21 protein-coding genes and 5 tRNA genes are annotated in these 24433 nt (G+C 68.1%); 20 read left to right on the top strand and 6 right to left on the bottom strand.

Annotated features, from left to right (window positions below; translation table 11 throughout):
* From IAE58_RS09620 to IAE58_RS09610, 3 genes are all read left to right on the top strand, one after another.
* Positions 1-3864 (top strand): PilC/PilY family type IV pilus protein, encoded by a 3864-nt coding sequence (locus IAE58_RS09620; RefSeq protein ID WP_199933578.1) that lies wholly within the window; start codon positions 1-3, stop codon positions 3862-3864.
* A 14-nt stretch (positions 3865-3878) separates the two neighbouring features.
* Positions 3879-4307, top strand: coding sequence for a type IV pilin protein (locus IAE58_RS09615; protein ID WP_108752691.1), 429 nt, complete (start codon positions 3879-3881; stop codon positions 4305-4307).
* A gap of 54 nt (positions 4308-4361) precedes the next feature.
* Positions 4362-4438, top strand: a tRNA-Asn gene (locus IAE58_RS09610).
* A gap of 62 nt (positions 4439-4500) precedes the next feature.
* Here the strand turns inward: IAE58_RS09610 and IAE58_RS09605 are convergent.
* Positions 4501-5013 carry a GspH/FimT family pseudopilin gene (locus IAE58_RS09605; RefSeq protein ID WP_199933579.1) on the bottom strand — a complete coding sequence of 171 codons (513 nt, stop codon included), beginning with the start codon at positions 5011-5013 and terminating at the stop codon, positions 4501-4503.
* Positions 5014-5165: 152 nt separating this feature from the next.
* Here IAE58_RS09605 and uvrB point away from each other — a divergent pair, with 152 nt between their 5' ends.
* From uvrB to IAE58_RS09590, 3 genes are all read left to right on the top strand, one after another.
* Positions 5166-7190 carry an excinuclease ABC subunit UvrB gene (gene uvrB, locus IAE58_RS09600; protein WP_199933580.1) on the top strand — a complete coding sequence of 675 codons (2025 nt, stop codon included), beginning with the start codon at positions 5166-5168 and terminating at the stop codon, positions 7188-7190.
* A 103-nt stretch (positions 7191-7293) separates the two neighbouring features.
* A tRNA-Val gene (locus tag IAE58_RS09595) sits at positions 7294-7368 on the top strand.
* An 84-nt stretch (positions 7369-7452) separates the two neighbouring features.
* A tRNA-Val gene (locus IAE58_RS09590) sits at positions 7453-7527 on the top strand.
* A gap of 81 nt (positions 7528-7608) precedes the next feature.
* Here the strand turns inward: IAE58_RS09590 and IAE58_RS09585 are convergent.
* The 4 genes from IAE58_RS09585 to IAE58_RS09570 all read right to left on the bottom strand — a co-directional run bounded on the left by IAE58_RS09585 (position 7609) and on the right by IAE58_RS09570 (position 9630).
* On the bottom strand, positions 7609-8088 hold the full coding sequence (locus IAE58_RS09585; protein ID WP_199933581.1) for a hypothetical protein: 480 nt from the start codon (positions 8086-8088) through the stop codon (positions 7609-7611).
* 65 nt (positions 8089-8153) lie between these two features.
* The gene (locus IAE58_RS09580) at positions 8154-8384 is read right to left on the bottom strand and encodes a hypothetical protein (protein WP_199933582.1); all 231 of its coding nucleotides are present in this window, start codon (positions 8382-8384) and stop codon (positions 8154-8156) included.
* A gap of 150 nt (positions 8385-8534) precedes the next feature.
* Positions 8535-8825, bottom strand: coding sequence for a hypothetical protein (locus tag IAE58_RS09575; RefSeq protein WP_108752696.1), 291 nt, complete (start codon positions 8823-8825; stop codon positions 8535-8537).
* A 31-nt stretch (positions 8826-8856) separates the two neighbouring features.
* A complete protein-coding gene (locus IAE58_RS09570) occupies positions 8857-9630 on the bottom strand; it encodes a MipA/OmpV family protein (protein WP_199933583.1) in 774 nt (257 codons plus the stop codon).
* Between the two features lie 144 nt (positions 9631-9774).
* Between IAE58_RS09570 and IAE58_RS09565 the strand changes: the two genes are divergently transcribed.
* The 14 genes from IAE58_RS09565 (at position 9775) to IAE58_RS09500 (ending at position 23837) form a co-directional block, all read left to right on the top strand.
* Positions 9775-10446 carry a response regulator transcription factor gene (locus IAE58_RS09565; RefSeq protein ID WP_108752698.1) on the top strand — a complete coding sequence of 224 codons (672 nt, stop codon included), beginning with the start codon at positions 9775-9777 and terminating at the stop codon, positions 10444-10446.
* Between the two features lies 1 nt (position 10447).
* Positions 10448-11800: a HAMP domain-containing sensor histidine kinase gene (locus IAE58_RS09560; protein WP_199933584.1), complete on the top strand. Its 1353-nt coding sequence runs from the start codon at positions 10448-10450 to the stop codon at positions 11798-11800.
* A 59-nt stretch (positions 11801-11859) separates the two neighbouring features.
* Positions 11860-14268, top strand: coding sequence for a DNA internalization-related competence protein ComEC/Rec2 (locus tag IAE58_RS09555; RefSeq protein WP_199933585.1), 2409 nt, complete (start codon positions 11860-11862; stop codon positions 14266-14268).
* A 3-nt stretch (positions 14269-14271) separates the two neighbouring features.
* Positions 14272-14934: a MotA/TolQ/ExbB proton channel family protein gene (locus tag IAE58_RS09550; protein WP_108749182.1), complete on the top strand. Its 663-nt coding sequence runs from the start codon at positions 14272-14274 to the stop codon at positions 14932-14934.
* Positions 14935-14937: 3 nt separating this feature from the next.
* Entirely contained in the window at positions 14938-15360 is a 423-nt protein-coding gene (locus tag IAE58_RS09545) for a biopolymer transporter ExbD (protein WP_108749183.1), read from the top strand.
* Positions 15357-17105 (top strand): lipid A export permease/ATP-binding protein MsbA, encoded by a 1749-nt coding sequence (gene msbA / locus IAE58_RS09540; RefSeq protein WP_108749184.1) that lies wholly within the window; start codon positions 15357-15359, stop codon positions 17103-17105. Before IAE58_RS09545 ends, msbA begins: the two co-directional genes overlap by 4 nt.
* Positions 17105-18124, top strand: coding sequence for a tetraacyldisaccharide 4'-kinase (gene lpxK / locus IAE58_RS09535; protein ID WP_199933586.1), 1020 nt, complete (start codon positions 17105-17107; stop codon positions 18122-18124). The genes msbA and lpxK overlap by 1 nt, the downstream gene beginning before the upstream one ends.
* Positions 18125-18199: 75 nt before the next feature.
* Positions 18200-18973: a 3-deoxy-manno-octulosonate cytidylyltransferase gene (gene kdsB, locus IAE58_RS09530; RefSeq protein ID WP_199933587.1), complete on the top strand. Its 774-nt coding sequence runs from the start codon at positions 18200-18202 to the stop codon at positions 18971-18973.
* Complete coding sequence (locus tag IAE58_RS09525; RefSeq protein WP_199933588.1) at positions 18970-19455, top strand: low molecular weight protein-tyrosine-phosphatase; 486 nt, start codon at positions 18970-18972, stop codon at positions 19453-19455. Before kdsB ends, IAE58_RS09525 begins: the two co-directional genes overlap by 4 nt.
* Positions 19452-20864, top strand: a complete 1413-nt coding sequence (locus tag IAE58_RS09520; protein WP_108761699.1) for a hypothetical protein — start codon at positions 19452-19454, stop codon at positions 20862-20864. Before IAE58_RS09525 ends, IAE58_RS09520 begins: the two co-directional genes overlap by 4 nt.
* On the top strand, positions 20861-22705 hold the full coding sequence (gene uvrC / locus IAE58_RS09515; protein ID WP_199933589.1) for an excinuclease ABC subunit UvrC: 1845 nt from the start codon (positions 20861-20863) through the stop codon (positions 22703-22705). Before IAE58_RS09520 ends, uvrC begins: the two co-directional genes overlap by 4 nt.
* Before the next feature lie 17 nt (positions 22706-22722).
* Positions 22723-23349, top strand: a complete 627-nt coding sequence (gene pgsA / locus IAE58_RS09510; protein ID WP_108752707.1) for a CDP-diacylglycerol--glycerol-3-phosphate 3-phosphatidyltransferase — start codon at positions 22723-22725, stop codon at positions 23347-23349.
* 211 nt (positions 23350-23560) lie between these two features.
* Positions 23561-23636 (top strand) — tRNA-Gly (locus IAE58_RS09505).
* A gap of 125 nt (positions 23637-23761) precedes the next feature.
* Positions 23762-23837, top strand: a tRNA-Gly gene (locus tag IAE58_RS09500).
* 3 nt (positions 23838-23840) lie between these two features.
* Here IAE58_RS09500 and IAE58_RS09495 read toward each other — a convergent pair.
* Positions 23841-24347 carry a hypothetical protein gene (locus IAE58_RS09495; RefSeq protein WP_199933590.1) on the bottom strand — a complete coding sequence of 169 codons (507 nt, stop codon included), beginning with the start codon at positions 24345-24347 and terminating at the stop codon, positions 23841-23843.
* Positions 24348-24433 lie beyond the last annotated feature (86 nt).

Here is a 24433-nt window from a genome sequence, read left to right as displayed (position 1 = left end):
ATGTCCCGTCGCACTTCCCGGATCATCGCCGCGTCTGCCTTCGCCGTGCTCGGCGTGGGTGGCTACTTCGCCTACAGCCTGTTCGCCGCGCAGGGGCAGGGCGCCCTTGCCCAGGCGCCGCTGAACAACACCACCTCGATCCCGCCGGCCTTCATCATGGCCGTGGACGATTCCAACTCTATGACCTTCGAGCGGATCTTCCGTGGTGGCGATGGTCGCATGCAGTGGAACGGCAGTAGCTTCTTCAGTTCGGCCGGCGTGTTCTACAACGTGGGCGAGGCGTGCGGCAACAACTCCACCGACTGCTACCTGTACCTGTTCCCGCACTCGAACTTCAACACCTCGTATTCGCCGGGCCGCGCGATCCCGCCGATCGATGCGTTTGGTTTTGCCCGTTCGCCCACCTACAACGCCAGCTACTACAACCCGGCCGTGACCTACGAGCCGTGGAGCCTGCCGGTGCGAGACAGCGGCGGCAACATGCTCTGGCCGAACGCCACGTTCTCTGCGGCACGCGTTGATCCGCGTGACCCGACGGTCTACGGCACCGACTTCAATACCGGTTACAACACCGTGTACGACCTGTCCTCGCGCCAGGTCAACGGCGAGGCGTTCCAGTTCGTCACCGGCATGACCATTCCGGCCGGTACGCGCTACCGCTCCAACGGGCGCACCTGCAACAGCAACAACAATAACGGCCTGGCCAGTTCCGGCAACGTCTGGACCAACCTGGGCAGTGACGTGCTGGTGCGCGCGGACTGCACGGTGCAGATCGCCTACGTACCGGCCACGTTCTACCTGCCGGCCGACCAGGCCGCGCCGGCCGGCTACCTGACCGGCGACACCAACCGTCCGCTGATCAGCAACGCCTGTGGCCCGGGCTGCGACATGCGCCGCTACCAGATCCTGCCGGAGAACTACGGCACCAATACGGCCGATCTGGCCAACGCGCAGCGCAACTTCGCCAACTGGTTCCAATATCACCGCAACCGCATCCTGTCGATGGTCGGCTCGTCCTCGCATGCCATGGTGGGCGTGGACAACATGCGCGTGGGCTATTTCACCATCAATGCCCGCAACAACGTGACCATGTACGACGTCACCTCGCAGCGCTCGGACCTGTTCGGGCAGATCTACCGGCTCAAGCCCAATGGCGGTACCCCGAACCGGCAGGCCGTGGCTTACCTGGGTGAACAGTTCCGGCGTACCGACGCCGGCGCACCGGTCATCCGCGCCTGCCAGAAGAACGGCGGCATGCTGTTCACCGACGGCTATACCAACGTGGGCAACTCGGCCAGCGGCTATGGCAATGCCGACAGCGCCGGCGGCAAGTTCTTCCCCACCCAGCCGTTCGCCGATGGCTACAGCAACACCATTGCCGACATCGCCGCGTCGTACTACGCCGGTGGCTCCACCCCGCTGCGCACCGGGGCAAGCTTCCCCACCGGCCTGGTGCCGGTGCCGGACCAGTGCAGCTCGCTCGACCAGTCCTCGCCGGAATGGAAGCGACTGGACTGCCAGACCAACCTGCACATGAACTTCTACGGCGTGACCCTGGGCGCGCAGGGCCTGATCTACGAGGTCAACCAGGCCGCCACCGATGACCCGTATGCCAACCCGCCGAACTGGAATGCCAATGGCGACCCGCTGACCGACGACGACGGCCGCGTGATCGACGAACTGTGGCACGCAGCCGTCAACAGCCGCGGCGAGTTCATCAATGCCAAGACGCCGTCGGACGTGACCGAGGCCATGCGCCGGGTGCTGTCGGCGGTGGGTTCGGGGCAGACGCCGTCGGGTACGTTCGCACTCAGCGGCGCGCGCATCGGTACCGGTTCGCTGACCGTCACCCCCATGTACGACGTGCAGAACAACGGCACCGACTGGTACAGCAAGCTGACCGCCAGCAGCGTGTCGGTGAACCCCACCACCCGCGAGGCGCAGTACACCACCCTGTGGGAAGCCAGTGCGCAGATGCCGGCCGCGGCCGCGCGCAACGTCTTCTTCGACGACGGCAGCAGCGTGCGCAAGTTCAGTGGCACTACGGCCACCCTGGCCGGGCTCTGCAACCTGTCCAGCACGCTGTATCCGGCGCAGTCGATCTGTACGGCCGCCAACCTGACCGCGCTGGGCGCTGATGCCAACAGTGCGGCCAACTACCTGCTGGGCGAAACCACCGGCGAAGTGCGCAACGGCGGCAAGCTGCGCGATCGCACCACGCTGCTGGGCGACATCGTCAACTCCACGCCGGTGATCAGTGCGCCGGTCGACGACTTCGGCTACCGCGCGCTGGGCGGCACCCTGGGCACGGGCTACACCAACTACCTGACCAACAAGCGCAACAACAACCGCTACGTGGTCTATGCCGGTGCCAACGACGGCATGCTGCATGCGTTCGACGGCGGCATGGATGCGGCCGGCACGATCGGCGGCAACGGTGGCCGTGAACTGTTCGGTTACATTCCGGCCACCTCGTACGGGCACATGGGCAACCTGCTGCTGCCCTACGACCCGACCAAGAAGAACGCCCAGCCGTTCGTGCACAAGTACTTCGTCGATGGTCCGTTGACCGTGGGCGATACCTTCTACGGTGGCGGCTGGCACACCACCCTGGTCGGCACCACCGGCGCCGGCGGCCGTGGCGTGTTCGCCCTGGACGTGACCACCCCCGGCAGCTTCGCCGCCGGCAACCGCCTGTGGGAAATCAACGATCTGGCCGGTGATGCCACGGTGCGGGCCAACATCGGCCACGTGCTGGGCAAGCCGGTCATCGTGCCGGTACGGGCGGCCGATGGCAGCGTCAGCTGGAAGGCGATCTTCGGCAACGGCTATTCCAGCGCCAGTGGCAAGGCCGTGCTGTTCGTGGTCGACATCGGCACCGGTACGCCGACCATCCGCATGATCGAAGCGGGAGAGTCCAATTCCACCATCGCCGGGAGCAATGGCCTGGGCAACATCGTGGTGGTGGATCGGGTCAACAACCTGACCATCGACCCGGTCACCAACAAGCCGAGCCGCGTGCGCGACGGCTACGCCGATACCGTCTACGCGGCCGACCTGAAGGGCGCGGTGTGGAAGTTCGACCTGACCTCCACCGCCACTTCGGTCACTGTGCCTGTGTTCACCACCGGCACCTTCGTGCAGAACGGGCTGACCTACCGCCAGCCGATCACCGGCGGCCTGCAGGTGGCATCGGGTGAACGCGGCGGCGTGCTGGTGATGTTCGGTACCGGCAGCTTCTCCTTCAACGATGACACCCTGCCGATCTCGTCCACCCAGATCCAGAGCCTGTATGGCTTCAACGATGTGGTGAACGGTGCGGTCCTCACGACACTCACGCGTGCCAACCTGACCCCGAACGCGGTGGTCACCACCAGTGGTTCGCGTACGCTGCAGGTGGGTACCGCGCCTACCTCGTCACTGGGCTGGTACGTCGATCTTCCTGCCGGCGAACGCGCGGTGGGTTACCCGGAGCTGGCCTCGGGCATCCTGTTCATTCCCACCTACGCACCGGTGGAAGTCACCAGCGGCTGCAGCACGTCGGGTGCGAACTGGCTGTTCGGGCTGAGTCCACGCAGCGGTGCCGGTGCGCTGTCCGGCGTGCGGGTGGGTTCGCCCACCGGTACCTCCGCCGCCGCCGGCACGGCTGCCATGTCGTTGAACTCGCCGGGCACCGCGCCGATCAAGGACGTGGGCGTATCGGTGGTGCCGCGCCTGCAGCCGCCGACCAATCCGAACGACGGCTCGGGTGTGCCGACGGTGCCGGCCGGTGCGGGCTGCTGGATGGTGGTCAATGTGTCCGGCGCGCAGCCGCTGTACGTGCCGTATCCCTGTGGCCGCCAGTCCTGGCGCCAGATCCAGTAACGGAGATTCCTGCGATGTCACTCAAAGCAATCCGCGCAATGGGCCAGGTCCGCGGCTTCACCCTGATCGAACTGATGATCACGGTGGCCGTGGTGGCGATCCTGGCGGCGGTGGCCTATCCCTCGTACACCGACCAGATCCGCAAGTCGCGGCGTGCGCAGGCCAAGGCGGACATGGTGGAGTACGCGCAGATGGCCGAGCGTTCGCACACCACCAACAATACCTACGCCAACTTCCGTTTCAGCAACGGCACCACCAGCATCCAGTCGCCGCGCGAAGGTGGTACGGCGCAGTACACGATCAGCATCCAGGCCGCGCAGGGCACGTTCACCTTGACCGCGGCGCCGCAGGGCGCGCAGGCCAAGGACAAGTGCGGCACGATGACGGTCAACCAGGCCAATGTGAAGACACCGAGCGCCAGTGCGGTGGCCGGTTGCTGGTGATTTCGCGCAGGGGTGTTGCATCGGCGCGCAGCAGCTACTAGAATGCGCCTCCCCGCCCGAATAGCTCAGCCGGTTAGAGCACTTGACTGTTAATCAGGGGGTCGTTGGTTCGAGTCCAACTTCGGGCGCCAGATCCTGCAGAAGCCGCGAGAAATCGCGGCTTCTGCTTTTCTGCGTCCGCCATCCGCGTGCTTCAGCAGGGCTCCGGCGACGCGCTGCGCAGCGAGCGCACACGCCCGGTATTGCTCACCACCACTTCGGCCTGCGTCAGGCCGCGCTGGCAGACGCGGATGCGCGCATTGCTGCCCGCGCTGCGCCCGCTGGCACGAAACACGATGTGCGGGCGACCGTGCGTGCTGAAGGCCTGCAATGAGGAATGGCTCTGAAGCTGGCGCGCGGCCAGTGGCGGCGCCGGATCGGCCTCATCCGGCCGTGATTGTTCAGCGCGCAGCAGCCAGCCCTGGCTCCAGTCCTGCCCGCACTGCAGGCCGTCGCTGCTCGGGCAGGCCAGCACGGAGCGGCGGTGGGTAAGCGCCGTGCTGCGGGCCTGGTTCAGCGCCGTGTGCAGCTGCATGCGCAGCTGGTCGGCGCGCAGGCGGTCCAGCAGGCCGGCGAACGGCGGTGCCGCCAGGCAGGCCAGGATCGCCAGCACCGCCATGGCCAGCAGCAGTTCGGCCAGGGTGTGGCCGGGGGCAGGGGAAAGCATCAGGCGGACTCCAGCAGCGGGCAGGGCACCAGCCTCCGCCCGCCGGCGGCGCGGCACCATCGGGTTTTGCCGCTGCCTGAATCGGGTTCTGGTTCAACCGGTCGTCACTGGAGTGCCCGGTATACTGCGGGTTCCCGGGATCTGGCAGCACCATGAGCGACAGCTTTCAACTCGTTTCGCCCTATTCGCCGGCTGGCGACCAGCCCGATGCCATCGCGAAGCTGACCGACAATTTCCAGGCCGGCATCGCCAAGCAGACCCTGCTGGGCGTCACCGGTTCGGGCAAGACCTACACCATCGCCAACGTCATCCAGAACGTGCAGAAGCCGACGCTGATCATGGCGCCGAACAAGACGCTGGCGGCGCAGCTGTATGGTGAGTTCAAGGCGTTCTTCCCGCACAACGCGGTGGAGTATTTCGTCAGCTACTACGACTACTACCAGCCCGAGGCCTACGTGCCCTCGTCGGACACCTTCATCGAGAAGGACAGTTCGATCAACGAGCACATCGAGCAGATGCGCCTTGCCGCGACCAAGACCCTGCTGTCGCGCCCCGACGCGATCGTGGTCGCCACGGTGTCGGCCATCTACGGTCTGGGCGCGCCGGAAGATTACCTGTCGCTGCGCCTGATCCTGTCCAAGGGCGAGCGCATCGACCAGCGCGACCTGATCAATCATCTGACCCAGCTGCAGTACACCCGCAACGAATACGAACTGCAGCGCGGCACCTTCCGCGTGCGCGGCGAAGTGATCGACGTGTTTCCGGCCGAGTCGGACAGCGAGGCCCTGCGCATCGAGCTGTTCGATGGCGAGGTCGAGAAGATCACGATGTTCGATCCGCTCACCGGCGAGACGATGCGCAACCTGCAGCGCTTCACCGTGTACCCGAAGACCCACTACGCCACCACCCGCGAGCGCGTGCTGGCGGCGGTGGAAACCATCAAGGTCGAGCTGAAGGAGCGGCTGGAGCAGCTGTACGCGCAGAACAAGCTGGTCGAAGCCCAGCGCCTGGCGCAGCGCACCCAGTTCGACATCGAGATGATGGCCGAGGTGGGTTTCTGCAACGGCATCGAAAACTATTCGCGGCACCTGACCGGCAAGAACGCCGGCGAGCCGCCACCGACACTGTTCGATTACCTGCCGCCGGATGCGCTGTTGGTGATCGACGAATCGCACGTGACCATTCCGCAGATCGGTGCCATGTTCAAGGGCGACCGGTCGCGCAAGGAGACCCTGGTCGAGTTCGGTTTCCGCCTGCCTTCGGCGCTGGACAACCGGCCGCTGCGCTTCGAGGAATGGGAAGCGCGCTGCCCGCGCAGCATCTACGTCTCGGCCACGCCGGGCCCGTACGAGCTGCGCGAGTCGGGCGATGAGATCACCGAACTGGTGGTGCGCCCGACAGGCCTGATCGATCCGGTGGTGGAGATCCGCCCGGTCGGCACCCAGGTCGACGATCTGATGAGCGAGGCCAATGCGCGCATCAAGGCGGGCGACCGCGTGCTGGTCACCACGCTGACCAAGCGCATGGCCGAAAACCTGACCGAATACCTGACCGAGCATGGCATTCGTGTGCGCTACCTGCATTCGGACGTGGACACGGTGGAGCGCGTGGAGATCATCCGCGACCTGCGCCTGGGCAAGTTCGACGTGCTGGTGGGCATCAACCTGCTGCGCGAAGGCCTGGACATGCCCGAGGTGTCCCTGGTGGCGATCCTGGACGCGGACAAGGAAGGCTTCCTGCGCTCCACCGGCTCGCTGATCCAGACCATCGGCCGCGCCGCGCGCAACGTGCGCGGCAAGGCGATCCTGTACGCCGACAAGATCACCCGTTCGATGCAGGCGGCGATCGACGAGACCGACCGCCGCCGTGCCAAACAGGTCGAGTACAACGAGGAGCACGGCATCGTGCCGCGCTCGGTGGCCCGGCCGATCACCGACGTGCTGGAAGGTGCGCGCTCTGACGCCGCCGAGAAGGAAGCGCGCAAGGGCAAGGGCAAGGCGCGCGGCGGGGTGGCCGAGCCGGCGGCGGACTATCGTTCGCTCAGCCCGGCCCAGCTGGCTTCACGCCTGAAGGCGCTGGAGCAGCAGATGTACCAGCACGCCAAGGACCTGGAGTTCGAGGATGCCGCGCGTGTGCGTGACCAGATCCGGCAGCTGAGGGAAGCCAGCCTTGGATGAACGGGCCAGCGTCGGCTGCCTTCACAAAACTATTGCGCTGGCGCGCAGGCATCCGTAATATACGCGGCCTGCACCGACGCAATCGCGGAAATGCAGGAAAAACGGGCGGTTAGCTCAGCGGTAGAGCACTACCTTGACATGGTAGGGGTCACAGGTTCGAACCCTGTACCGCCCACCACGAAGTCCCTGGCAAGGGGCTGTCGTGAGAAAGACAAACCCGGCCGGCAAGCCGGGTTTTTCAGTCCAGACATGCAGATTCATTGGGCGGTTAGCTCAGCGGTAGAGCACTACCTTGACATGGTAGGGGTCACAGGTTCGAACCCTGTACCGCCCACCACCTGGCTCCCGGCACTGCCGGTGCAGCGGTGGAAATCCCGAACGCCGGCCCTGGGCCGGCGTTTTCGTTTCTGCCGGCCGTCTAGAAACGGATCATGCTGCACATCCGCACCGGCTTCGAGCTGCGCACGATGCCCTTTTCCGTGCGGCACTGCGCCACTTGATCGTCAGCCCGGGCCCGGCAATCGGGGCACAGCGCGGCCAGTTCCTTGTCCGCGCGCACCGGGCCCGCGCACAGGCGCTGCACATGGCTGGCACGCCGCTCGGCGGCCTGGTCAGGCGGCAGGGCCTGGCCTGCGGTGTTCACCATCGTGTAGTCGGCGAAGGGCTGCGGCAGCGCACACTGCGCGCGCGTGGTGTCGACGAAGCGACGTTCCAGCTCGCTGCGCAGGCGTGCGCCCTGGCGATCACACGCCGCCACCTGGGCGCGCGATGTTGCCGGCGACACGCCTGGATTGACGAACGTGGGGCGTGAACGAATCTCGCTACCGAACGGGCAGCAGCCCGCAAGCAGCACGCACGCCAGCACCAGGCCCGTGCGGATGAAAGAAGACAGGGTCATGGCGCATCCTTTCGACAGGCGCCCATGCTTGCATCATCGGCGCTGCTGCGGATGAACCGCGCCCCTCATTGCGATGAAGACAGCATCCGTGTGCTGCTGACGCGCAGGCGATGCTGCAGCTGCCAGCCGCCGCCGGTCTGCCGCCACAGGCCCAGCGAGCGCGTGCGCTGGGCGGTATCACGTTCCCAGCACAGCACGCTGTCCTGGCCAAGGCGCACCTGCACGTGCGCCACCGGCAGCGTTTCGTCGCCACCGAGCACGGCGGCATACAGCAGAAGCAGGGCAAGCATCGGCATGGCACGGTGCTCCGGAAAGGGAGCCCAGCCTGTCACCGGCACACGGCGGCCGGTAGCGGCATGCGACGAAGCGCGGAAAACCGCGTGCCAAGCGCATGGGTCGAGGATGAATCCGGGGCCAGGGATGCCCGGGCCGCCCGCATCGCGCGCTCAGGCAGCAGCGAACGCCTGCCGCAGGCTGTGCAGCGTGGCCTGGCGGTGCGCGCTGGCACACGGCTCGTCCATCTCAAGTTCCTGCAGGCGCAGCCCCACCAATGTCATCGACAGCACATAGCCGCGTGCGGCGGCATCGGCTGCCCGCGACGCACCCAGCGCATGGCGGGTGAGTGCGTCCACGTGGGCCAGGTCCGGCAGCAGGCCCAGGTACACGCGCTCGGCGCTGTCCAGGTCGGGGGCGCGCAGGATCGCGTGTGCGTCGGGGAGGGGGCTGGCGGCGGCCATGCAAGGTCCTTCTGGGCAATGAATGCGCGGGCTAGAAGGCGCGCATCAATGAAATGAACGCGGAGGTCTGGCTGCCATCGCGGGTCATCGGGCTGTCTTTCACCGCATCGCCGAACCACTGGTTGGCGACCACGCCGGTGGCACGCCATTTGCTGCCCAGCGGCGTGCTGACCGCGATCTGCAGGCTGGGCGAGGTGGCGCTGCCTGGGCGGTAGGCCGCCAGGCCCGAACGCAGGGCTTCTTCGTTGGAAATGCCGTAGTAGTAGTCCAGCAGGCGCGCACTGGAATGCACTACGCCCACCCGCGGCACCCAGGTGAAACGGCCGGCCTGGATCGGGTAGCTGTAGTGCAGGTTCGATTCCATGCCGCCGCCGTGGCCGCTGACTTCGCGCTGCACGCTGGCACCCACGATGCCCCAATCCGCCTTGTACTCGGCATTGACGCCGGCCATGGCCGACATCTGCCGGCTGTGCAGGCGGCGCAGCTGCGCATCGTTCACATCGTCGGTCTTGAAGCGCAGCGTGTAAGGCGTGAGCACCGCCGATACCCGCAGGCCATCGGCCTTGTACAGGTGCATGCCCAGCGAGCCGGGGCTGGCGAAGAAGCGCTTGCCCTGCCATGCCAGCGCCGGCACCACCAGCGGCTTGTCATCGTAGTGCGCGTACGCACCGGTGGTCGCACCGATGGTGATGCCGGCCTGCACGCCCGGTGCGGTCTCCTGGTCCTGGGCGGTTGCCAGCAGCGGCGTGGAGAGAGCGACGGTGCACAGCAGGGGGCGCAGCAGGGCAGGGGAACGCAGGGACATCGAGGGACGACTTGGCAGGGAACAAGCCCCCATGCTGCGCCGCCAACATTGTCGGAACATTGCGCGGCCGGTGGACACGACGCGCACGTCGCGGTGCCGCCGCAGGCACTATCATCGGCAGCGATTTCCGCCACCGAGCTTCCGATGCGCATCCTTCTGGTCGAAGACGATCCCGATCTGTCCCGTGCCCTGCAGAGCGGGCTGGAGCGGCAGGGCGTTGTCGCCGACGTGGTCGGCAGCCTGGCCGAGGCGGCACTGGCCTTGCGCGAACCGGTACACCAGCTGCTGCTGCTGGACCGGCAGCTGCCCGATGGCGATGGCGTGGCCTTCGTCGCCACCGCCCGCGCGCTGCGCCCCAATCTGCCGGTGATCATGCTGACCGCCAAGGGCGCATTGTCGGACAAGGTGGAAGGGCTGGACGTGGGTGCCGACGATTACCTGGTCAAGCCGGTCGCCATCGAAGAACTGATGGCGCGCATCCGCGCGGTATCGCGGCGGCCGACGGCCATGGTGACTCCGCGCCTGGTGCTGGGTCGGCTGGCATTCGACTTCGAATCGCTGCAGGCCGAGGTCGATGGCCAGCTGCTGGCGCTGCCGCGGCGCCAGGTGCTGGTGCTGCAGGCACTGGCCATGCGCCAGGGGCGCACCGTCACCCGCAGTGCGCTGGAAGCGGCGGTATACGGTTTCGATGACGAGATCCAGTCCAATGCGCTGGACGCGCATATCTCCAAGCTGCGCAAGGCGCTGCAGCAGGCCGGGGCGGGCGTGGAAATCCACGTCATCCGCGGCGTCGGCTATCTGCTGGCGGAGGTCTGAAATGGCCCGGCAGATCCGTTCGATCACCCTGGGCCTGGCCTGGCGGCTGTTCCTGGCGCAGGCCTTCACCGTGCTGTTCGCGGTGGCCGCGCTGATCATCACCTGGGGTGACAAGGACACCTGGGGCATGGACATGTTCATGGCCGAGGACGTGGCCGATGCGCTGCGCAGCGTGGACGGTCGCCTGCAGCTGGACGAAGCCCGCTGGCAGAAGGTGGATGCGCGCGCCGGCGGCAACCTGTGGTTCGCTGCGGTGGATGACCGGGGCGCGTGGCTGGAGCGGGGCAAGGTGCCCAGCGTGCATGCGCCGTTGCTGGCGCGCCTGCCGACACTGGGCGCAACCGAACTGGGTTCGCTGGTGCCACCCTACCTGGATGTGGCGCGGGTGATGATCCGCTACGACGAAGGCCGGCGCATCACGGTGATGGTTGGCGGCGCGCCCAAGGGTGGCCTGGTCGACGGCGCGCTGATGGTGCTGCGGCTGATCGGGTTGTGGTTCTTCCTGCCGCTGATCGTGGTCACCCTGCTGGTGATGCCTACCGTGATCCACCGCGCCATGCGCGGCGTGCGCCGTTCCGCGCAGCAGGCCAAGGAACTGGATGTGGGCCAGCCCGGCGCGCGGCTGGATGCGCAGCTGGTGTCCACCGAAATCGCGCCGCTGGTCGAAGCGTTCAACGATGCCATCGACAAGGTGCAGCAGGGCTACGCCGCGCGTGACAAATTCCTGGCCGATGCCGCCCACGAACTGCGCGTGCCGATCGCGGTGGTGCAGGCGCGTCTTTCGCAGCTGCCGCAGGGCGAACTGAAATCGCAGCTGCTGACCGATGTGGCGCGCCTGGGCAATGTCGCCGAACATCTGCTGGACCTGCAGCGGCTGGATCGCAACACCACCGCACTGCAGCGGCTGGACCTGGCGCACCTGGTGCGGGAAGCGGCGGCCGAGCTGGCACCGCTGGTGGTGGGTGCCGGCTATGGCTTCGAAGTGGATGCGCCCGACACCCCGGTGTGGATCCAGGGCGACGGGCTGGCGCTGGGCCGGGTGATCGCCAACCTGGTGCACAACGCCATCGTGCACGGCGGCGGTCGCGGCACCATCTGCGTGCGGGTGGATCCGCAGGGCCTGCTGGACGTCAGTGACCAGGGCGCCGGTGTGCCGGTGGGCGATCGCGAAGCGATCTTCGAACCGTTCCATCGCCTGCGAGCGGCCGGAAGTGGCAGCGGTCTCGGCCTGCACTTGGTGAAGGAGATCGTGCAGCACCATGGCGGCAGCGTGAGCGTGGGGGAGGCACCGGGCGGCGGCGCGCGGTTCCGGGTGAACTTCCACCGCGGGGCGTCACGCCGAAGCGAACGCTGACGGCGCAGCACGGCGTTGGCTGATGGCCGTTGCGGGCCGCAAGCCTGCAGGCTGGGGGCATGGCCGCGACCGTGCCCCCGTCTGCCTGCCTTGGCCCCGGCTGCGCCGCCGCGCTGGTGCTGGGGGTGCTGGCCTGTAGCGCTGCGTCGGCCTTGCTGCCGGTGTGGCTGGGCGTGCTGCTGGTGGTGGTGGCGTTGCCGGGCTGGCTGCTGCGCTGGCGCGGCCGGGTGGTGGCGGCCGCCGTGTTCGGTCTCGGCTGGGCAACCTGCCACGGCCATGCAGCGCTGCAGCAGCAGTGGCCGCCAGGTGCTGCGGCGCAGGTGGTGCAGGTGCGCGGTCGGGTGGTCGATCTGCCGACCCATGGCAGTGACCACACGCGCTTCACGTTGCAGGTCGCGCACGCCGATGGCCTGCCCGCGCTGCGTGGCCGTCGGGTGCAGGTGCGCTGGTCTGTGCTGAAAGGGGCTGAGGCGCGCAACGGCGGCGTTGCCGCGGAGCAGCGCCATGGCGTGCGCGCCGGCGCGCAGTGGCAGCTGGCGTTGCGGGTACGGGCGCCGCGTTCGCGCATCAATCCCGGCGGCTTCGACGGTGAGCGCCATGCACTGCTGAAGGGGCTGGCGGGCAGCGCCAGCGTGCAGCAGCAGCGACAACCACGGCTGCTGCGCCCGGCCCATGGCCTGCTGGCATGGCGCGAATCCTGCAGCGACGCCATCGCCACCCAGGTCGGGCGCCCCTCGGCGCGCTTCGTGCAGGCGCTGGCGCTGGGCGATACCCGCGGGCTGACCGATACCGACTGGGAGCACCTGCGTGCCCTGGGCCTGACCCACCTGATTGCGATATCCGGCTTCCATGTGGGGCTGGTGGCCGGCTTTGGTGCGTTGCTGTGTGGAATGTCGTGGCGGCTGTGGGCGCCGCTGGCGATCCACGTGCCACGCCCGCAGGCGGCCGCCCTCGCGGCGGCGCTGGCGGCGGGCGGCTACACGCTGTTGGCCGGTGCCGAGCTGCCGACGGTGCGCACGGCCCTGATGATTGCGGTGGTGGCGCTGGCCCGGGTGGCGCGGCGGGCGGTATCGGTGCCGCAATGCCTGGCCCTGGCCGCGCTGCTGATGGTGCTGCCGGCACCGTTGTCGATCCTGTCGGCCGGCTTCTGGCTCAGTTTTGGCGGCGTACTGTGGCTGCTGTGGTGCCTGCCGCAGCAGCGGCCGCACGGCCTGTGGCAGCACGTGCGCGCTGCGCTGGCGGGGCAGGGCGTTGCGAGTGTCGCGCTGCTGCCGCTGGCGGTCGCGCTGTTCGGCGGAACCGCACGCTGGGGGCCTTTGCTGAACCTGCCGGTCATTCCCTGGTGGAGTCTGGTGGTGGTGCCGGTCGCGCTGGCCGGTACCGCGCTGCACGCCGTGCATGACGGCGCAGGGCGCTGGCCGTGGCGGGCGGCGGCTTGGCTGTTCGAGATCAGCTGGCAGGCGTTGCAGCCGCTGGCGGCGCAGCCACAGGCCATGTGGTGGCTGGCCGAAGCGCCGCGCTGGGCACTACCGGCGGCGGTGGCGGGCGTGTTCTGGTGGCTGCTGCCGCGCGGCAGCGGCGGCCTGCTGGCCGGTGGACTGTTGTGCCTGCCCCTGCTCTGGCCAGCGGCGCCGGCGCCGCGCCACGGCGAGATCGAGCTGCTGGTGCACGATGTGGGGCAGGGGGCTGCAGTGCTGGTGAGAACGGCCACCCATGCGCTGTGGTACGACGCGGGGCCGCCGGGCGGCGCCGACGCAGCGGAGCGGGTGTTGATGCCGGCCGTGCGCGCGCTGGGGCAGGCACCGCCACGGCTTCTTCTGCTCAGCCACGATCACCTGGATCACGCCGGCGGGCTGCCGGCACTGCGCCGGCAGCTGCCGGGGCTGCAGGTGCTGGCTCCGCCCGGGCAGGCGCCGCCCGGCGCCCGTGCTCTCTGCCGGCAAGGCCTGCGCTGGCAGTGGGACGGGGTCGATTTCCAGGTGCTGCACCCCGGCCGCACCGCGGTCGCGGCCGGCAATGAAGCCAGCTGCGTGCTGCGCATTGCCGGCGCCCACGGGGCCGTGCTGTTGCCGGGGGATATCGGCCGCAGCGCCGAACAGCAGCTGCTGCAGGAGCGCCCGGACCGCCTGCGGGCCGAGGTGGTGCTGGTGCCGCACCACGGCAGTGGCGGCAGCTCCAGCCCGGCCTGGGTGGCGGCGGTGCAGCCCCGGCTGGCGCTGGTCTCGGCCGGGCACCAGAACCGCTTTGGCCACCCGAAACGTGACGTAGTGCAGCGCTGGCGCGCAGCCGGCGCCGAAGTGCTGGTCACCGCCGACACCGGCGCGATCCGCGTATGGCTTGGCGCACAAGGCCTGCAGGTGCGCGAACAGCGGGTCCATGCGGCCCGGTGGTGGGATGCCGCTGGGCGGGCACGGTCGGCTGCTATCCTATCGCCGATCGAACAAGCGGCCGATGGGCCGGAGGGTTGAAACGTGTGGGAACTGGTCAAGGCCGGTGGCTGGCCGATGGTGCCGCTGCTGCTGTTGGGCGTACTGGCTTTGGCAATCGTCCTGGAGCGTTTCTGGTCCCTGCGGCGTAATGAGGTGCTGCCGCCTGGCCTGGGCCAGGAGGTGCGCAACTGGGCCGCACGCGGCAAGCTCGACCCGGCCCACCTGCAGACCCTGCGCGCCAACTCGCCGCTGGGCGCCCTGCTGGCGGCCGCGCTGGAAGCCCGCAACCGCCCGCGCGATCAGATCCGCGAGCGCATTGAAGACACCGGCCGTCACCTGGTGCATCGCATGGAACGTTTCCTCAATGCGCTGGGCACCATTGCCTCGGCCGGCCCGCTGCTGGGCCTGCTGGGTACCGTCATCGGCATGATCCAGATGTTCCTGGGCATCCTCGACCACGGCGTGGGCGATGTGAACCAGCTCGCCGGCGGTATCGGCAAGGCGCTGGTCTGTACCGCCACCGGCATGATCGTGGCCATTCCGGCGCTGATGTTCCATCGCTACTTCAAGGGCCGCATCCACGGCTACGTGGTGGAGATGGAGCAGGAGGCCAGCGCCCTGCTGGACACGCTGGATGGTCGCCCGGGGGTGATGAACCCGGCCCCGGTCGCGCGCGCCGCAGCGCCTGCCACGGCCAAGGCCTGATCGATGCGCATCGGCAACGACCGATCCCAGGATGAGCCGCACATCGACCTGGTGCCGCTGATCGACGTCATCCTGGTGCTGATCATCTTCTTCGTGGTCACCACCACCTTCGATGCGCGCTCGACCCTGCAGGTGCAGCTGCCGACGGCCAGCGACCAGCAGAACCCCGAACCGCCGCGTTCGCTGAGCGTGCTGATCAACGCCGAAGGCCGTTACTTCATCAACGACCAGGAAGTGCTGCGCAGCGACGTTGAATCGGTCAAGCAGACCATCGCCGCCGTCGCCGGCAGCGACCGCCAGCAGACCGTGCTGCTGCGCGCCGACGCGCGTACTCCCTACCAGGCCGTGGTCACCGCGCAGGATGCGCTGGGCCAGCTTGGCTTCCGCCGTATCGCAATCGCAACAGCGCCAGAGGTGCGTCCATGAGTTCCAAACACGCGCCAGTGTGGCCGATCTACAAACGCCTGCTCGGCTACACCCGGGCCTACTGGGTGTTCATGGTGGCCGCGGTCATCGCCATGGTGGTCGAAGCCCTGGCCGGCTACCACTTCACCAAGCTGATGGAGCCGCTGGTCAACCGTGGCTTCGTCAATCCCGAGCCGCGCATGGCGGTCATCCTGCCGCTGACCATCCTCGGGCTGTTCCTGATGCGCAGCCTGGCCACCTGGGTGAGCGATTACACGCTGGCCAAGACCGGCCGCAGCGTGGTGCGCGACCTGCGTGAGCAGGTACTGCACAAGTACCTGCACCTGCCGTCGTCGCACTTCGACAACGAAGCCACGCCGGTGATGGTCAGCCGCCTGAATTTCGATACCGAGCAGGTCACCCAGGCCAGCGCCGATGCGCTGAAGACCGTGGTGGCCGATACCCTCACCATCATCGCCATGCTGGTGGTGATGCTGCAGATGAGCGTGAAGGTGACCCTGGCGATGCTGCTGGTGGTACCGCTGATCGGTGCCATCGTGTCCTATGTCGGCAAGCGCTACCGGCGCATCAGCCGTGGCATCCAGGACGGCATGGGCACCATGGCGCAGACCGCCGAGCAGTCGCTGGCCGCGCAGCAGGAAGTGAAGGTGCACGGCACCCAGCAGCACGAGATGACCCGCTATTCGCGCCTGGCCAACCGCATGCTGGCGCTGAACATGAAGGTGGAAGTGACCCGTGCGGCCGCCTCCAGCGTGGTCCAGTTCCTGGCCGCGCTGGCACTGGCGGTGATCGTCTGGGTGTCCACCCGCGAAGCCCTGGCCGGCAAGCTCAACGCGGGTCAGTTCATGGGCCTGATGACCTCGATGATGGCCATCATTCCTTCGCTGCGCCGGTTGACCAGCGTGCAGACGTCGATCTCGCGTGGCGTGGCCGCCGCCGAACGCCTGTTCGGCATCATCGACATGCCGGTGGAGCGTGATACCGGCACCACCCGCGTGCAGCGCGTGCGTGGCGAACTGTCGTTCGACCACGTGATGCTGCGCTACCGCGAAGACAGCGGCATCGCCCTGGACGACATCAGCTTCGTGGCCAGGCCGGGGACGGTGACCGCCATCGTCGGCCGGTCCGGCAGCGGCAAGACCAGCCTGATCCGGCTGGTGCCGCGCTTCTACGAGCCCAGCGGCGGCGTCATCGCACTCGACGGAGTGCCGCTGGACGAGTACCCGCTGTCCGACCTGCGCCGGCAGGTGGCCATGGTCGGGCAGAAGGTCATGCTGTTCGATGACACCATCGCCGCCAACATCGCCTATGGCATGGATGCGACCGACGAACAGATCCGGGCCGCGGCCGAAGCGGCCAATGCCTGGGAGTTCATCGCGCGTATGCCGCAGCAGCTGCAGACGCCGGTGGGCGAGAACGGCGCGCTGCTGTCCGGCGGCCAGCGCCAGCGCCTGGCCATTGCCCGCGCGATCCTGCGCGATGCCCCGATCCTGATCCTGGACGAGGCGACCGCGGCGCTGGACAACGAATCCGAACGCCTGGTGCAGGATGCGCTGCAGCGCCTGATGCCCGAGCGCACCACGCTGGTGATCGCGCACCGCCTGTCCACCATCGAACACGCCGACCAGGTGCTGGTGATGGATCATGGCCGTATCGTCGAACGCGGCACCCACCAGGAACTGCTGGCCATGGGCGGGCTGTACCAGCACCTGCACAGCATGCAGTTCCGCGACAGGCAGGACTGATGGCTGCAAAGGGCACCCAGACCCCCGCGTACTGGTACGACGGAAGCCCGGTACCGTGGCCGATGCGCCTGCTGGCACCGGTCTACGCCGGCATTGCCGGCCTGCGCCGGCAGCTGTACCGCCGTGGCTGGCGCAAGCGCCATGCGCTGCCGGTCCCGGTCATCGTGGTCGGCAACATCACTGCGGGCGGCACCGGCAAGACGCCGCTGACGATCGAACTGGTCAACCGCCTGCGCGAGGCGGGCTGGAAGCCGGGCGTGGCCAGCCGTGGCTATGGCCGCGACGACGCCGGCACGGCGCGCTGGGTGGACGCCGAGACGTCCACCGCATTGGGCGGTGACGAACCGGTGCTGATCGCCTGGAAGACCGGTGTTCCCGTGCGCGTGGACAGCGACCGCGTGGCCGCGGGCAAGGCGCTGGTGGACGCCGGCTGCAACGTGATCGTCTGTGACGACGGCCTGCAGCATTACCGGTTGGCCCGCGACATCGAGATCGAAGTCGTGGACGCACAGCGCCGCTACGGCAACGGTCGGATGATCCCGGCCGGGCCGTTGCGCGAGCCGGTCAGCCGCGCCGAGCACTGCGATTTCCGCGTGGTCAACCTGGGCCAGGCCGATGCGGCCGCGGCCGCGCAGGCCTGTGGGTTCGGCCAGTGGCCGATGGCCCTGCAGATCGACAGGGCGCAGCCGCTGCCGGGCGGGCGCAGCCGACCGCTGTCCTCGTTTGCCGGGCAGCGCGTGCACGCGGTGGCCGGCATCGCCCATCCGCAGCGCTTCTTCGACATGCTGCGCGCGCGCGGCATCGGCGTGGTGCCGCACGCGTTCGCCGACCACCAGGTGTACCAGCCGCAGGACCTGTCCTTCGGCAGCCAGTTGCCGGTACTGATGACCGAGAAGGACGCGGTGAAGTGCCGTGCCTTCGGCAACGACTGGCACTTTGCGGTGCCGCTGCGTGCCGATCTGCCTGCCGCGTTCTGGGTGGCCCTGACCGATCGCCTGGACAAGCTGCGCCCGAACTGAGCGGCCGCCGGGCGCTTGCATCTGCGCGTTGCCGGCCGCATTCCTGCTGTATCGCGCCTGCCGAGTACTGCCTGCATGAATGATTTCGTCGTTGCCATTCCCGCCCGCTATGCCGCGTCGCGGCTGCCCGGCAAGCCGCTGCGGCTGCTGGGCGGCGAACCGCTGGTGCTGCACGTCGCGCACCGCGCGCTGCAGGCCGGGGCGCGCGAGGTCTGGGTCGCCACCGATGACACCCGCATTGCCGACGCGCTTGCCGGGCTGGGTGAGGTGAAGGTGGCGATGACCGCCAGCGGCCACGCCTCCGGTACCGACCGCCTGGCCGAGTGCGCGCGCATTGCCGGCTGGGCCGATGACACGGTGGTGGTCAACCTGCAGGGCGACGAACCGTTTGCGCCGGCCGCGGGCATCCGCGCGGTGGCCCAGGCGCTGGTCGAAGGCGATGCGCCGATGTCGACCCTGGCCACGGCCGTGGAAGACGCTCATACCCTGTTCGACCCAAACGTGGTGAAGCTGGTGCGCAACGTGCGCAACGAAGCGTTGTACTTCAGCCGCGCGCCGATCGCCTGGCATCGCGACGGCTTCGCACGCAGCCGCGACGTACTGCCGGAAGGCCATCGCTGGCTGCGCCATATCGGTATCTATGGCTACCGCGCCGGTTTCCTGCAGCAGTTCGCGGCGATGCCGCCGGGCCAGCTGGAGCAGGTGGAAGCGCTGGAGCAGCTGCGTGTGCTGGAGGCCGGCCATGCGATCAGCGTGGCGATCTCGCCCGAAGCGTTCCCGCCGGGCATCGACACACCCGAAGACCTGGAACGCGCCGAGGCTCGCCTGCTGGCCATGCGCGGCCAATGAAGCTGCTGCTGGTCTGCCTGGGCAACATCTGCCGCTCGCCGATGGCCGAAGGGGCGCTGCGCGCGCGCCTGCAGGCCTCGCCCCTGGCGGGGCGGGTGCAGGTGGATTCGGCTGGCACGGGCGACTGGCATGTTGGCGAGCCGCCGGATCGACGTGCGATTGCCTGCGCGGCACGGCGTGGCGTGGACATCAGCGGCCTGCGCGCACGCCAGCTGCAGGCCGCCGATTTCGACCGCTTTGATTGGGTGCTGTGCGCCGATGAGGCCAATCTGCGCGACGCCGGGCGCCTGGCGGATGCACGGGGCAGGGACCGCCTGGCGCTGTACCTGCCGTGGGCCGGGCTGCGCGGTGGCGCCATTCCCGACCCCTACACCGGCGGCCAGGACCACTTCGAGCAGGTCTGGACGATGGTGGACGACGCGGCAAAATCTGTCGTGGCACGACTGTTGCATGACGCCGACTCCGGCATAATCGAGCCATGAACGTCCAGCCCGTCCCGGACCTGCCGGAATTCGCCACGTGGCTCAACGCCGCGCCTTGCACCCTGACCGAGCTGCGCGGTCGGCCGGTCGCGCTGTTGTTCGTCAACGCCGCCTCGGCGTGGAGTGCGCAGCGCCTGGCCGAGTTCGGCCAATGGCTGTCGCGCAACCCCGGCAAGCTGCAGCCGCTGGTGCTGCAGGTGCCGCGCTTCGATTTCGAGCGTGAAGCGCCCGCCGCGTTGAAGCTGCTGCGCCGACAGGGGCTGGTGATGCCGGCCCTGCTGGACGCCGACTGGGACGGCTGGCGCCGCTTCGGCGTGACTGCGTGGCCGACCCTGGTGCTGCTGGATGCGCAGGGGCGCGAGCAGCAGCGACTGGTGGGCATGGGCGCGCCGGGCGAGCTGGAGCGGGCGCTCAATGCGCTGTGCGAAGGCGCGCCCGCCGCGCCGCCGCGGGGTGGCAGCGAACTGCAGCCCGAGCCACGACACCCGTTGCGCTTCCCGTTGGGGCTGGCGGTCAGCCAGGAGCGGCTGTACATCGCCGACAGCGGCCACCACCGCATCCTCGAATGCAGCCATGGCGGGCGCGTGCTGCGCCAGTTCGGCCTGGGCACCGCCGATTTCATGGATGGCAACCTGGCCGAGGCGGCCTTCCACCGCCCGCAGGGCCTGGCCTTGGAGCGCGATTCACTCTACGTGGCCGACACCGGCAACCACGCCGTGCGCCGCATCAACCTGATGACCGGCCAGGTCGATACCGTGTGTGGCAATGGCCGCCCCGGCGCCCCGGTGGAGGGGCCGGTGGCGCAGGCCCGCCAGGTTTCACTGGACCACCCGGTGGGGCTGGCCATCGCCGACAACCAGCTGCATATCGCCATGGCCGGCGACAACCGCCTGTGGAGTTTCCACCTGGGCCTGCGCAGCCTGCAGTGGCGCGCAGGCAGCGGTGCCATCGACGAGCGCGATGGCAGCGGCCATCTGGCGGCATTTGCCCAGCCCACGGCGGTGGCGGTGGTGCAGCAGGTGCTGTACGTGGCCGACGCGCTGGGCTCATCGATCCGGGCGCTGCAGCTGCGCGGTGACTTGGTGCAGACCCTGATCGGCCAGGGCGCCTGGCGCTTCGGCGACGACGATGGCCCGCGCGCTCAGGCCAGCCTGCAGTTCCCGCAGGCGATCGCGCTCAGCCCCGATGCGCCGCTGCTGTGGATTGCCGATACCGGCAACGGCCGCCTGCGCACGCTGCGCCTGGGCGGCGGCGAACTGGTGACCCAGCCGCTGCCGCGACGCCTGCAGGGCCCGGCCGGGCTGGCGGTGGGTGCTGGCGCAGTGTGGATTGCCGAAACCGACGGCCACGCCGTGCTGCGCTTCGATCCCGACAGCGGCGTGTTGAGCGAAGTGCCGATCAGCGAATGAGTTCCGCGCCTGCCCCGGCCTTCGACGGCAAGGCCTTCGCGGGCCAGTTGAGTACTGCGCCCGGCGTCTACCGCATGTACGCCGCCGACGACACGCTGCTGTACGTGGGCAAGGCGCGCGCACTGCGCAACCGCGTCGGCAGCTACTTCAATGGCAGCCCGAAGAATGCGCGCATCATGTCGATGCTGTCGCAGATCGCGCGCATGGACGTGACGGTCACGCGGTCGGAAGCCGAAGCGCTGCTGCTGGAAAACCAGCTGATCAAATCGCTGTCGCCGCGCTACAACGTGTCCCTGCGCGACGACAAGACCTACCCGCACGTGCTGCTGACCCGCGAAGAGTGGCCGCGCATCGCGCTGCATCGCGGCCCGCGCGCCATTCCCGGGCGCTATTTCGGCCCATACCCGGGCGTCACCGCGGTGCGCGAAACGCTGAACCTGATGCACAAGCTGTTCAAGCTGCGCAGCTGCGAAGACAGCGTGTTCCGCAACCGCTCGCGGCCCTGCCTGCAGTACCAGATTGGTCGCTGCAGCGCGCCGTGCGTGGACCTGGTGCCGGCCAACGAATACGCCGAATCGGTGCGTCGCGCGGCGCTGTTCCTGGAAGGCAAGAGCGACGAGCTGACCCGTGAACTGGGGGAACAGATGCAGCAGGCCAGCGAGGCGCTGGAGTTCGAGCAGGCCGCGCGCCTGCGCGATCTGATCGCCTCGCTGCGCAGCATGCAGACCCGCCAGTACGTGGACGGCCGTGCTGCCGACCTGGACGTGCTGGCCGTGGCCATGCAGGGCTCGCAGGCCTGCGTGCTGCTGCTGGCGTTCCGTGATGGCCGCAACCTGGGCACGCGCCCGTTCTTCCCGCGCACCAACGGTGAAGAGAGCCCGGAAGAAGTGCTGGCAGCTTTCGTGTCGCAGTACTACATCGAGTTCGAACCGCCGCGCGAGATCCTGCTCGACCGCGAGATTCCCGATGCCGATCTGCTGGTGGCGGCGCTGTCGGCCTCGGCCGAGCGCAAGGTGCAGTTGAAGTGGAACGTGCGCGGCGAGCGCGCCGGCTATGTGGAGCTGGCCAGCCGCAATGCGCAACTGACCCTGGCCACCGAGCTAAACAGCCGCAATGCGCAGCATGCGCGCAGTGATGCCCTGCGTGAAATGCTGGGCCTGGCCGAACCGGTCAAGCGGGTTGAGTGCTTCGATATCAGCCACACCATGGGCGAGGCGACCGTGGCCTCGTGCGTGGTGTTCGATGCGGCCGGCCCAGTGCGTGCGCAGTACCGTCGCTTCAACATCAGCGGCATCGAACCGGGCGATGACTACGCCGCCATGCACCAGGCCATCGACCGCCGTTTCCGCCGCGCGGTGGAAGAGCAGGGGGTGCTGCCGGATGTGCTGCTGATCGACGGCGGTGCCGGCCAGCTGGCGCAGGCGCAGGCCGCGCTGGCCGACCTGGGCGTGGAAGGGGTGCTGCTGGTGGGCGTGGCCAAGGGCGTGGAGCGCCGCGCCGGCCACGAAGCCCTGGTAATGCCCGATGGCCGCGAACTGCGCCCCGGCGCGGCCAATCCCGCCCTGCAGTTCATCCAGCAGGTGCGCGATGAGGCCCACCGGTTCGCCATCACCGGCCACCGCGGGCGGCGGCAGAAGGCACGCATGACCAGCAAGCTGGAAGACATTCCCGGCATCGGTCCGCGCCGACGCGCCAGCCTGCTCAAGCATTTCGGCGGGCTGGTCGGGCTGAAAGCCGCCGGTGAAGCGGAAATCGCCAAGGTGGAAGGCATCAATGACGCCCTCGCGGCCCGCATCTACGCTAACCTGCACGGGTTGGCCACGCCGGACGCGGCCGAATAGAGAGAGAAGCAAGCCGCATGAAGTTGACCCTGCCCACCTGGCTGACGTTGTTGCGGATCGTGATGATCCCGGTGCTGGTGCTGGTGTTCTACCTGCCCTACACCTGGACCAACTTCGCGTCCGCGGCGATCTTCGGTCTGGCCGCGATCACCGACTGGCTGGACGGCTGGATCGCGCGCCGTTATGGCCTGGAATCGGCGTTCGGCGCCTTCCTCGATCCGGTGGCAGACAAGCTGATGGTGGCTGTGGCGCTGTTCCTGATCGTGCAGGGCCACCCCACGCCGTGGATGGCGTTCTGGGCGGCGGTGATCGTCGGCCGCGAGATTGCCGTGTCGGCACTGCGCGAGTGGATGGCCGAACTGGGGCAGCGCGCCAAGGTGCGGGTGGCGATGATCGGCAAGGTCAAGACCACCGCGCAGATGGTTGCGCTGCTGTGCCTGCTGTATTCGGTGGCGCCGAACGTGCCGGTGGAAGATATCTGGATGGGGCCACCGGTGTTCCATATCGGTGACTGGACCCTGGCCATCGCCGCCGTGCTGACCCTGTGGTCGGGCCTGCAGTACCTGCACGCCGCATGGCCCAGCCTGCGCGAAGACGAGCGCGCCGCACGCGAGCGCTCGCGGCAGAAGAAGCTGGGTAACTGAGAGAAGCCCGGGGTCGGAGCCCTTTCCGCAGGAAAGGGGGCCGACCCCACGGTTGCAGCCATCCACGCATGGCGTGGATCTACTGGCCAATGCATCGCGCGCCATAGTAGATCCACGCCATGCGTGGATACGCGATGCCGAATCCCGCTGAAATCCACCCGAAAAAATCGCTTGACGCCATTCACAGAACCGGTAGAATCTCGCCTCCCAAGCGGGAATAGCTCAGTTGGTAGAGCGCAACCTTGCCAAGGTTGAGGTCGCGAGTTCGAGTCTCGTTTCCCGCTCCAGATTCAAGAAGAACGCTCCCGGAAGGGAGCGTTTTTCGTTTGCGACGGCGCAGTCGATGCATTCGTGGCGGATGCAGGAAAACGCTTGACGTCCTGCGCAGAACCAGTATTATTTCGCCTCCCAAGCGGGAATAGCTCAGTTGGTAGAGCGCAACCTTGCCAAGGTTGAGGTCGCGAGTTCGAGTCTCGTTTCCCGCTCCAGATTCAAGAAGAACGCTCCCGCACGGGGGCGTTTTTCGTTTGCGCCCAGCGCCTGCCAACGGCCCTGTACAGCGTGACCCCGCAGATGCCCAGCAGCGCCAGCAGCAACGCCAGATCCAGCACCAGCAACCACAGCAGGTGCGCGCCTTGTACTGGTGGCTGATGCATGGCGCTGGCTGCCCACAGCAGTGACCAGGCCAGTACCGGCAGCAGCGTGAGCGGCAGCCGCCACCACAGGCCGCGAAACAGCCAGGGGCGGGCGATCACGACAAGCAGCGCCAATACCCCCGCGCCGGACAATGCGAACCACGCCACCGCGCTGGTCGGATAGGGCAGGGTGGCGCCGTCTTGCAGATGGCGTAGTTGCCAATAGTCAGGCGTGTAGCCGGCTCTGATCAGCATGGCCAGCAGGACCAGCCAGAGCAGGCTGGCCAGCAGCGTGGTGAGCAGGACGGGACGTGTGAACATGCGTGCGTGAAGACTGTTGACGGCGTGAAGGAATTTGGACACAATAGCGCTCCTTCGACGCAGGTCGAACGGAATCTGCGGGAATAGCTCAGTTGGTAGAGCGCAACCTTGCCAAGGTTGAGGTCGCG

Origin of the sequence: Stenotrophomonas sp. S49 (assembly GCF_016624905.1) — a bacterium.
In the GTDB taxonomy this organism is placed as follows: Bacteria; Pseudomonadota; Gammaproteobacteria; order Xanthomonadales; family Xanthomonadaceae; genus Stenotrophomonas.
The sequence above is the reverse complement of the archived record's forward strand: the minus strand, read 5'-3'. Positions and strand labels throughout refer to the sequence as shown.

Coding starts and splice junctions, on each gene's coding strand:
- IAE58_RS09620 (WP_199933578.1), top strand. CDS start 1: ATGTCCCGTCGCACTTCCCGGATCATCGCCGCGTCTGCCTTCGCCGTG.
- IAE58_RS09615 (WP_108752691.1), top strand. CDS start 3,879: ATGTCACTCAAAGCAATCCGCGCAATGGGCCAGGTCCGCGGCTTCACC.
- IAE58_RS09605 (WP_199933579.1), bottom strand. CDS start 5,013: ATGCTTTCCCCTGCCCCCGGCCACACCCTGGCCGAACTGCTGCTGGCC.
- uvrB (WP_199933580.1), top strand. CDS start 5,166: ATGAGCGACAGCTTTCAACTCGTTTCGCCCTATTCGCCGGCTGGCGAC.
- IAE58_RS09585 (WP_199933581.1), bottom strand. CDS start 8,088: ATGACCCTGTCTTCTTTCATCCGCACGGGCCTGGTGCTGGCGTGCGTG.
- IAE58_RS09580 (WP_199933582.1), bottom strand. CDS start 8,384: ATGCCGATGCTTGCCCTGCTTCTGCTGTATGCCGCCGTGCTCGGTGGC.
- IAE58_RS09575 (WP_108752696.1), bottom strand. CDS start 8,825: ATGGCCGCCGCCAGCCCCCTCCCCGACGCACACGCGATCCTGCGCGCC.
- IAE58_RS09570 (WP_199933583.1), bottom strand. CDS start 9,630: ATGTCCCTGCGTTCCCCTGCCCTGCTGCGCCCCCTGCTGTGCACCGTC.
- IAE58_RS09565 (WP_108752698.1), top strand. CDS start 9,775: ATGCGCATCCTTCTGGTCGAAGACGATCCCGATCTGTCCCGTGCCCTG.
- IAE58_RS09560 (WP_199933584.1), top strand. CDS start 10,448: ATGGCCCGGCAGATCCGTTCGATCACCCTGGGCCTGGCCTGGCGGCTG.
- IAE58_RS09555 (WP_199933585.1), top strand. CDS start 11,860: ATGGCCGCGACCGTGCCCCCGTCTGCCTGCCTTGGCCCCGGCTGCGCC.
- IAE58_RS09545 (WP_108749183.1), top strand. CDS start 14,938: ATGCGCATCGGCAACGACCGATCCCAGGATGAGCCGCACATCGACCTG.
- msbA (WP_108749184.1), top strand. CDS start 15,357: ATGAGTTCCAAACACGCGCCAGTGTGGCCGATCTACAAACGCCTGCTC.
- lpxK (WP_199933586.1), top strand. CDS start 17,105: ATGGCTGCAAAGGGCACCCAGACCCCCGCGTACTGGTACGACGGAAGC.
- kdsB (WP_199933587.1), top strand. CDS start 18,200: ATGAATGATTTCGTCGTTGCCATTCCCGCCCGCTATGCCGCGTCGCGG.
- IAE58_RS09525 (WP_199933588.1), top strand. CDS start 18,970: ATGAAGCTGCTGCTGGTCTGCCTGGGCAACATCTGCCGCTCGCCGATG.
- IAE58_RS09520 (WP_108761699.1), top strand. CDS start 19,452: ATGAACGTCCAGCCCGTCCCGGACCTGCCGGAATTCGCCACGTGGCTC.
- uvrC (WP_199933589.1), top strand. CDS start 20,861: ATGAGTTCCGCGCCTGCCCCGGCCTTCGACGGCAAGGCCTTCGCGGGC.
- pgsA (WP_108752707.1), top strand. CDS start 22,723: ATGAAGTTGACCCTGCCCACCTGGCTGACGTTGTTGCGGATCGTGATG.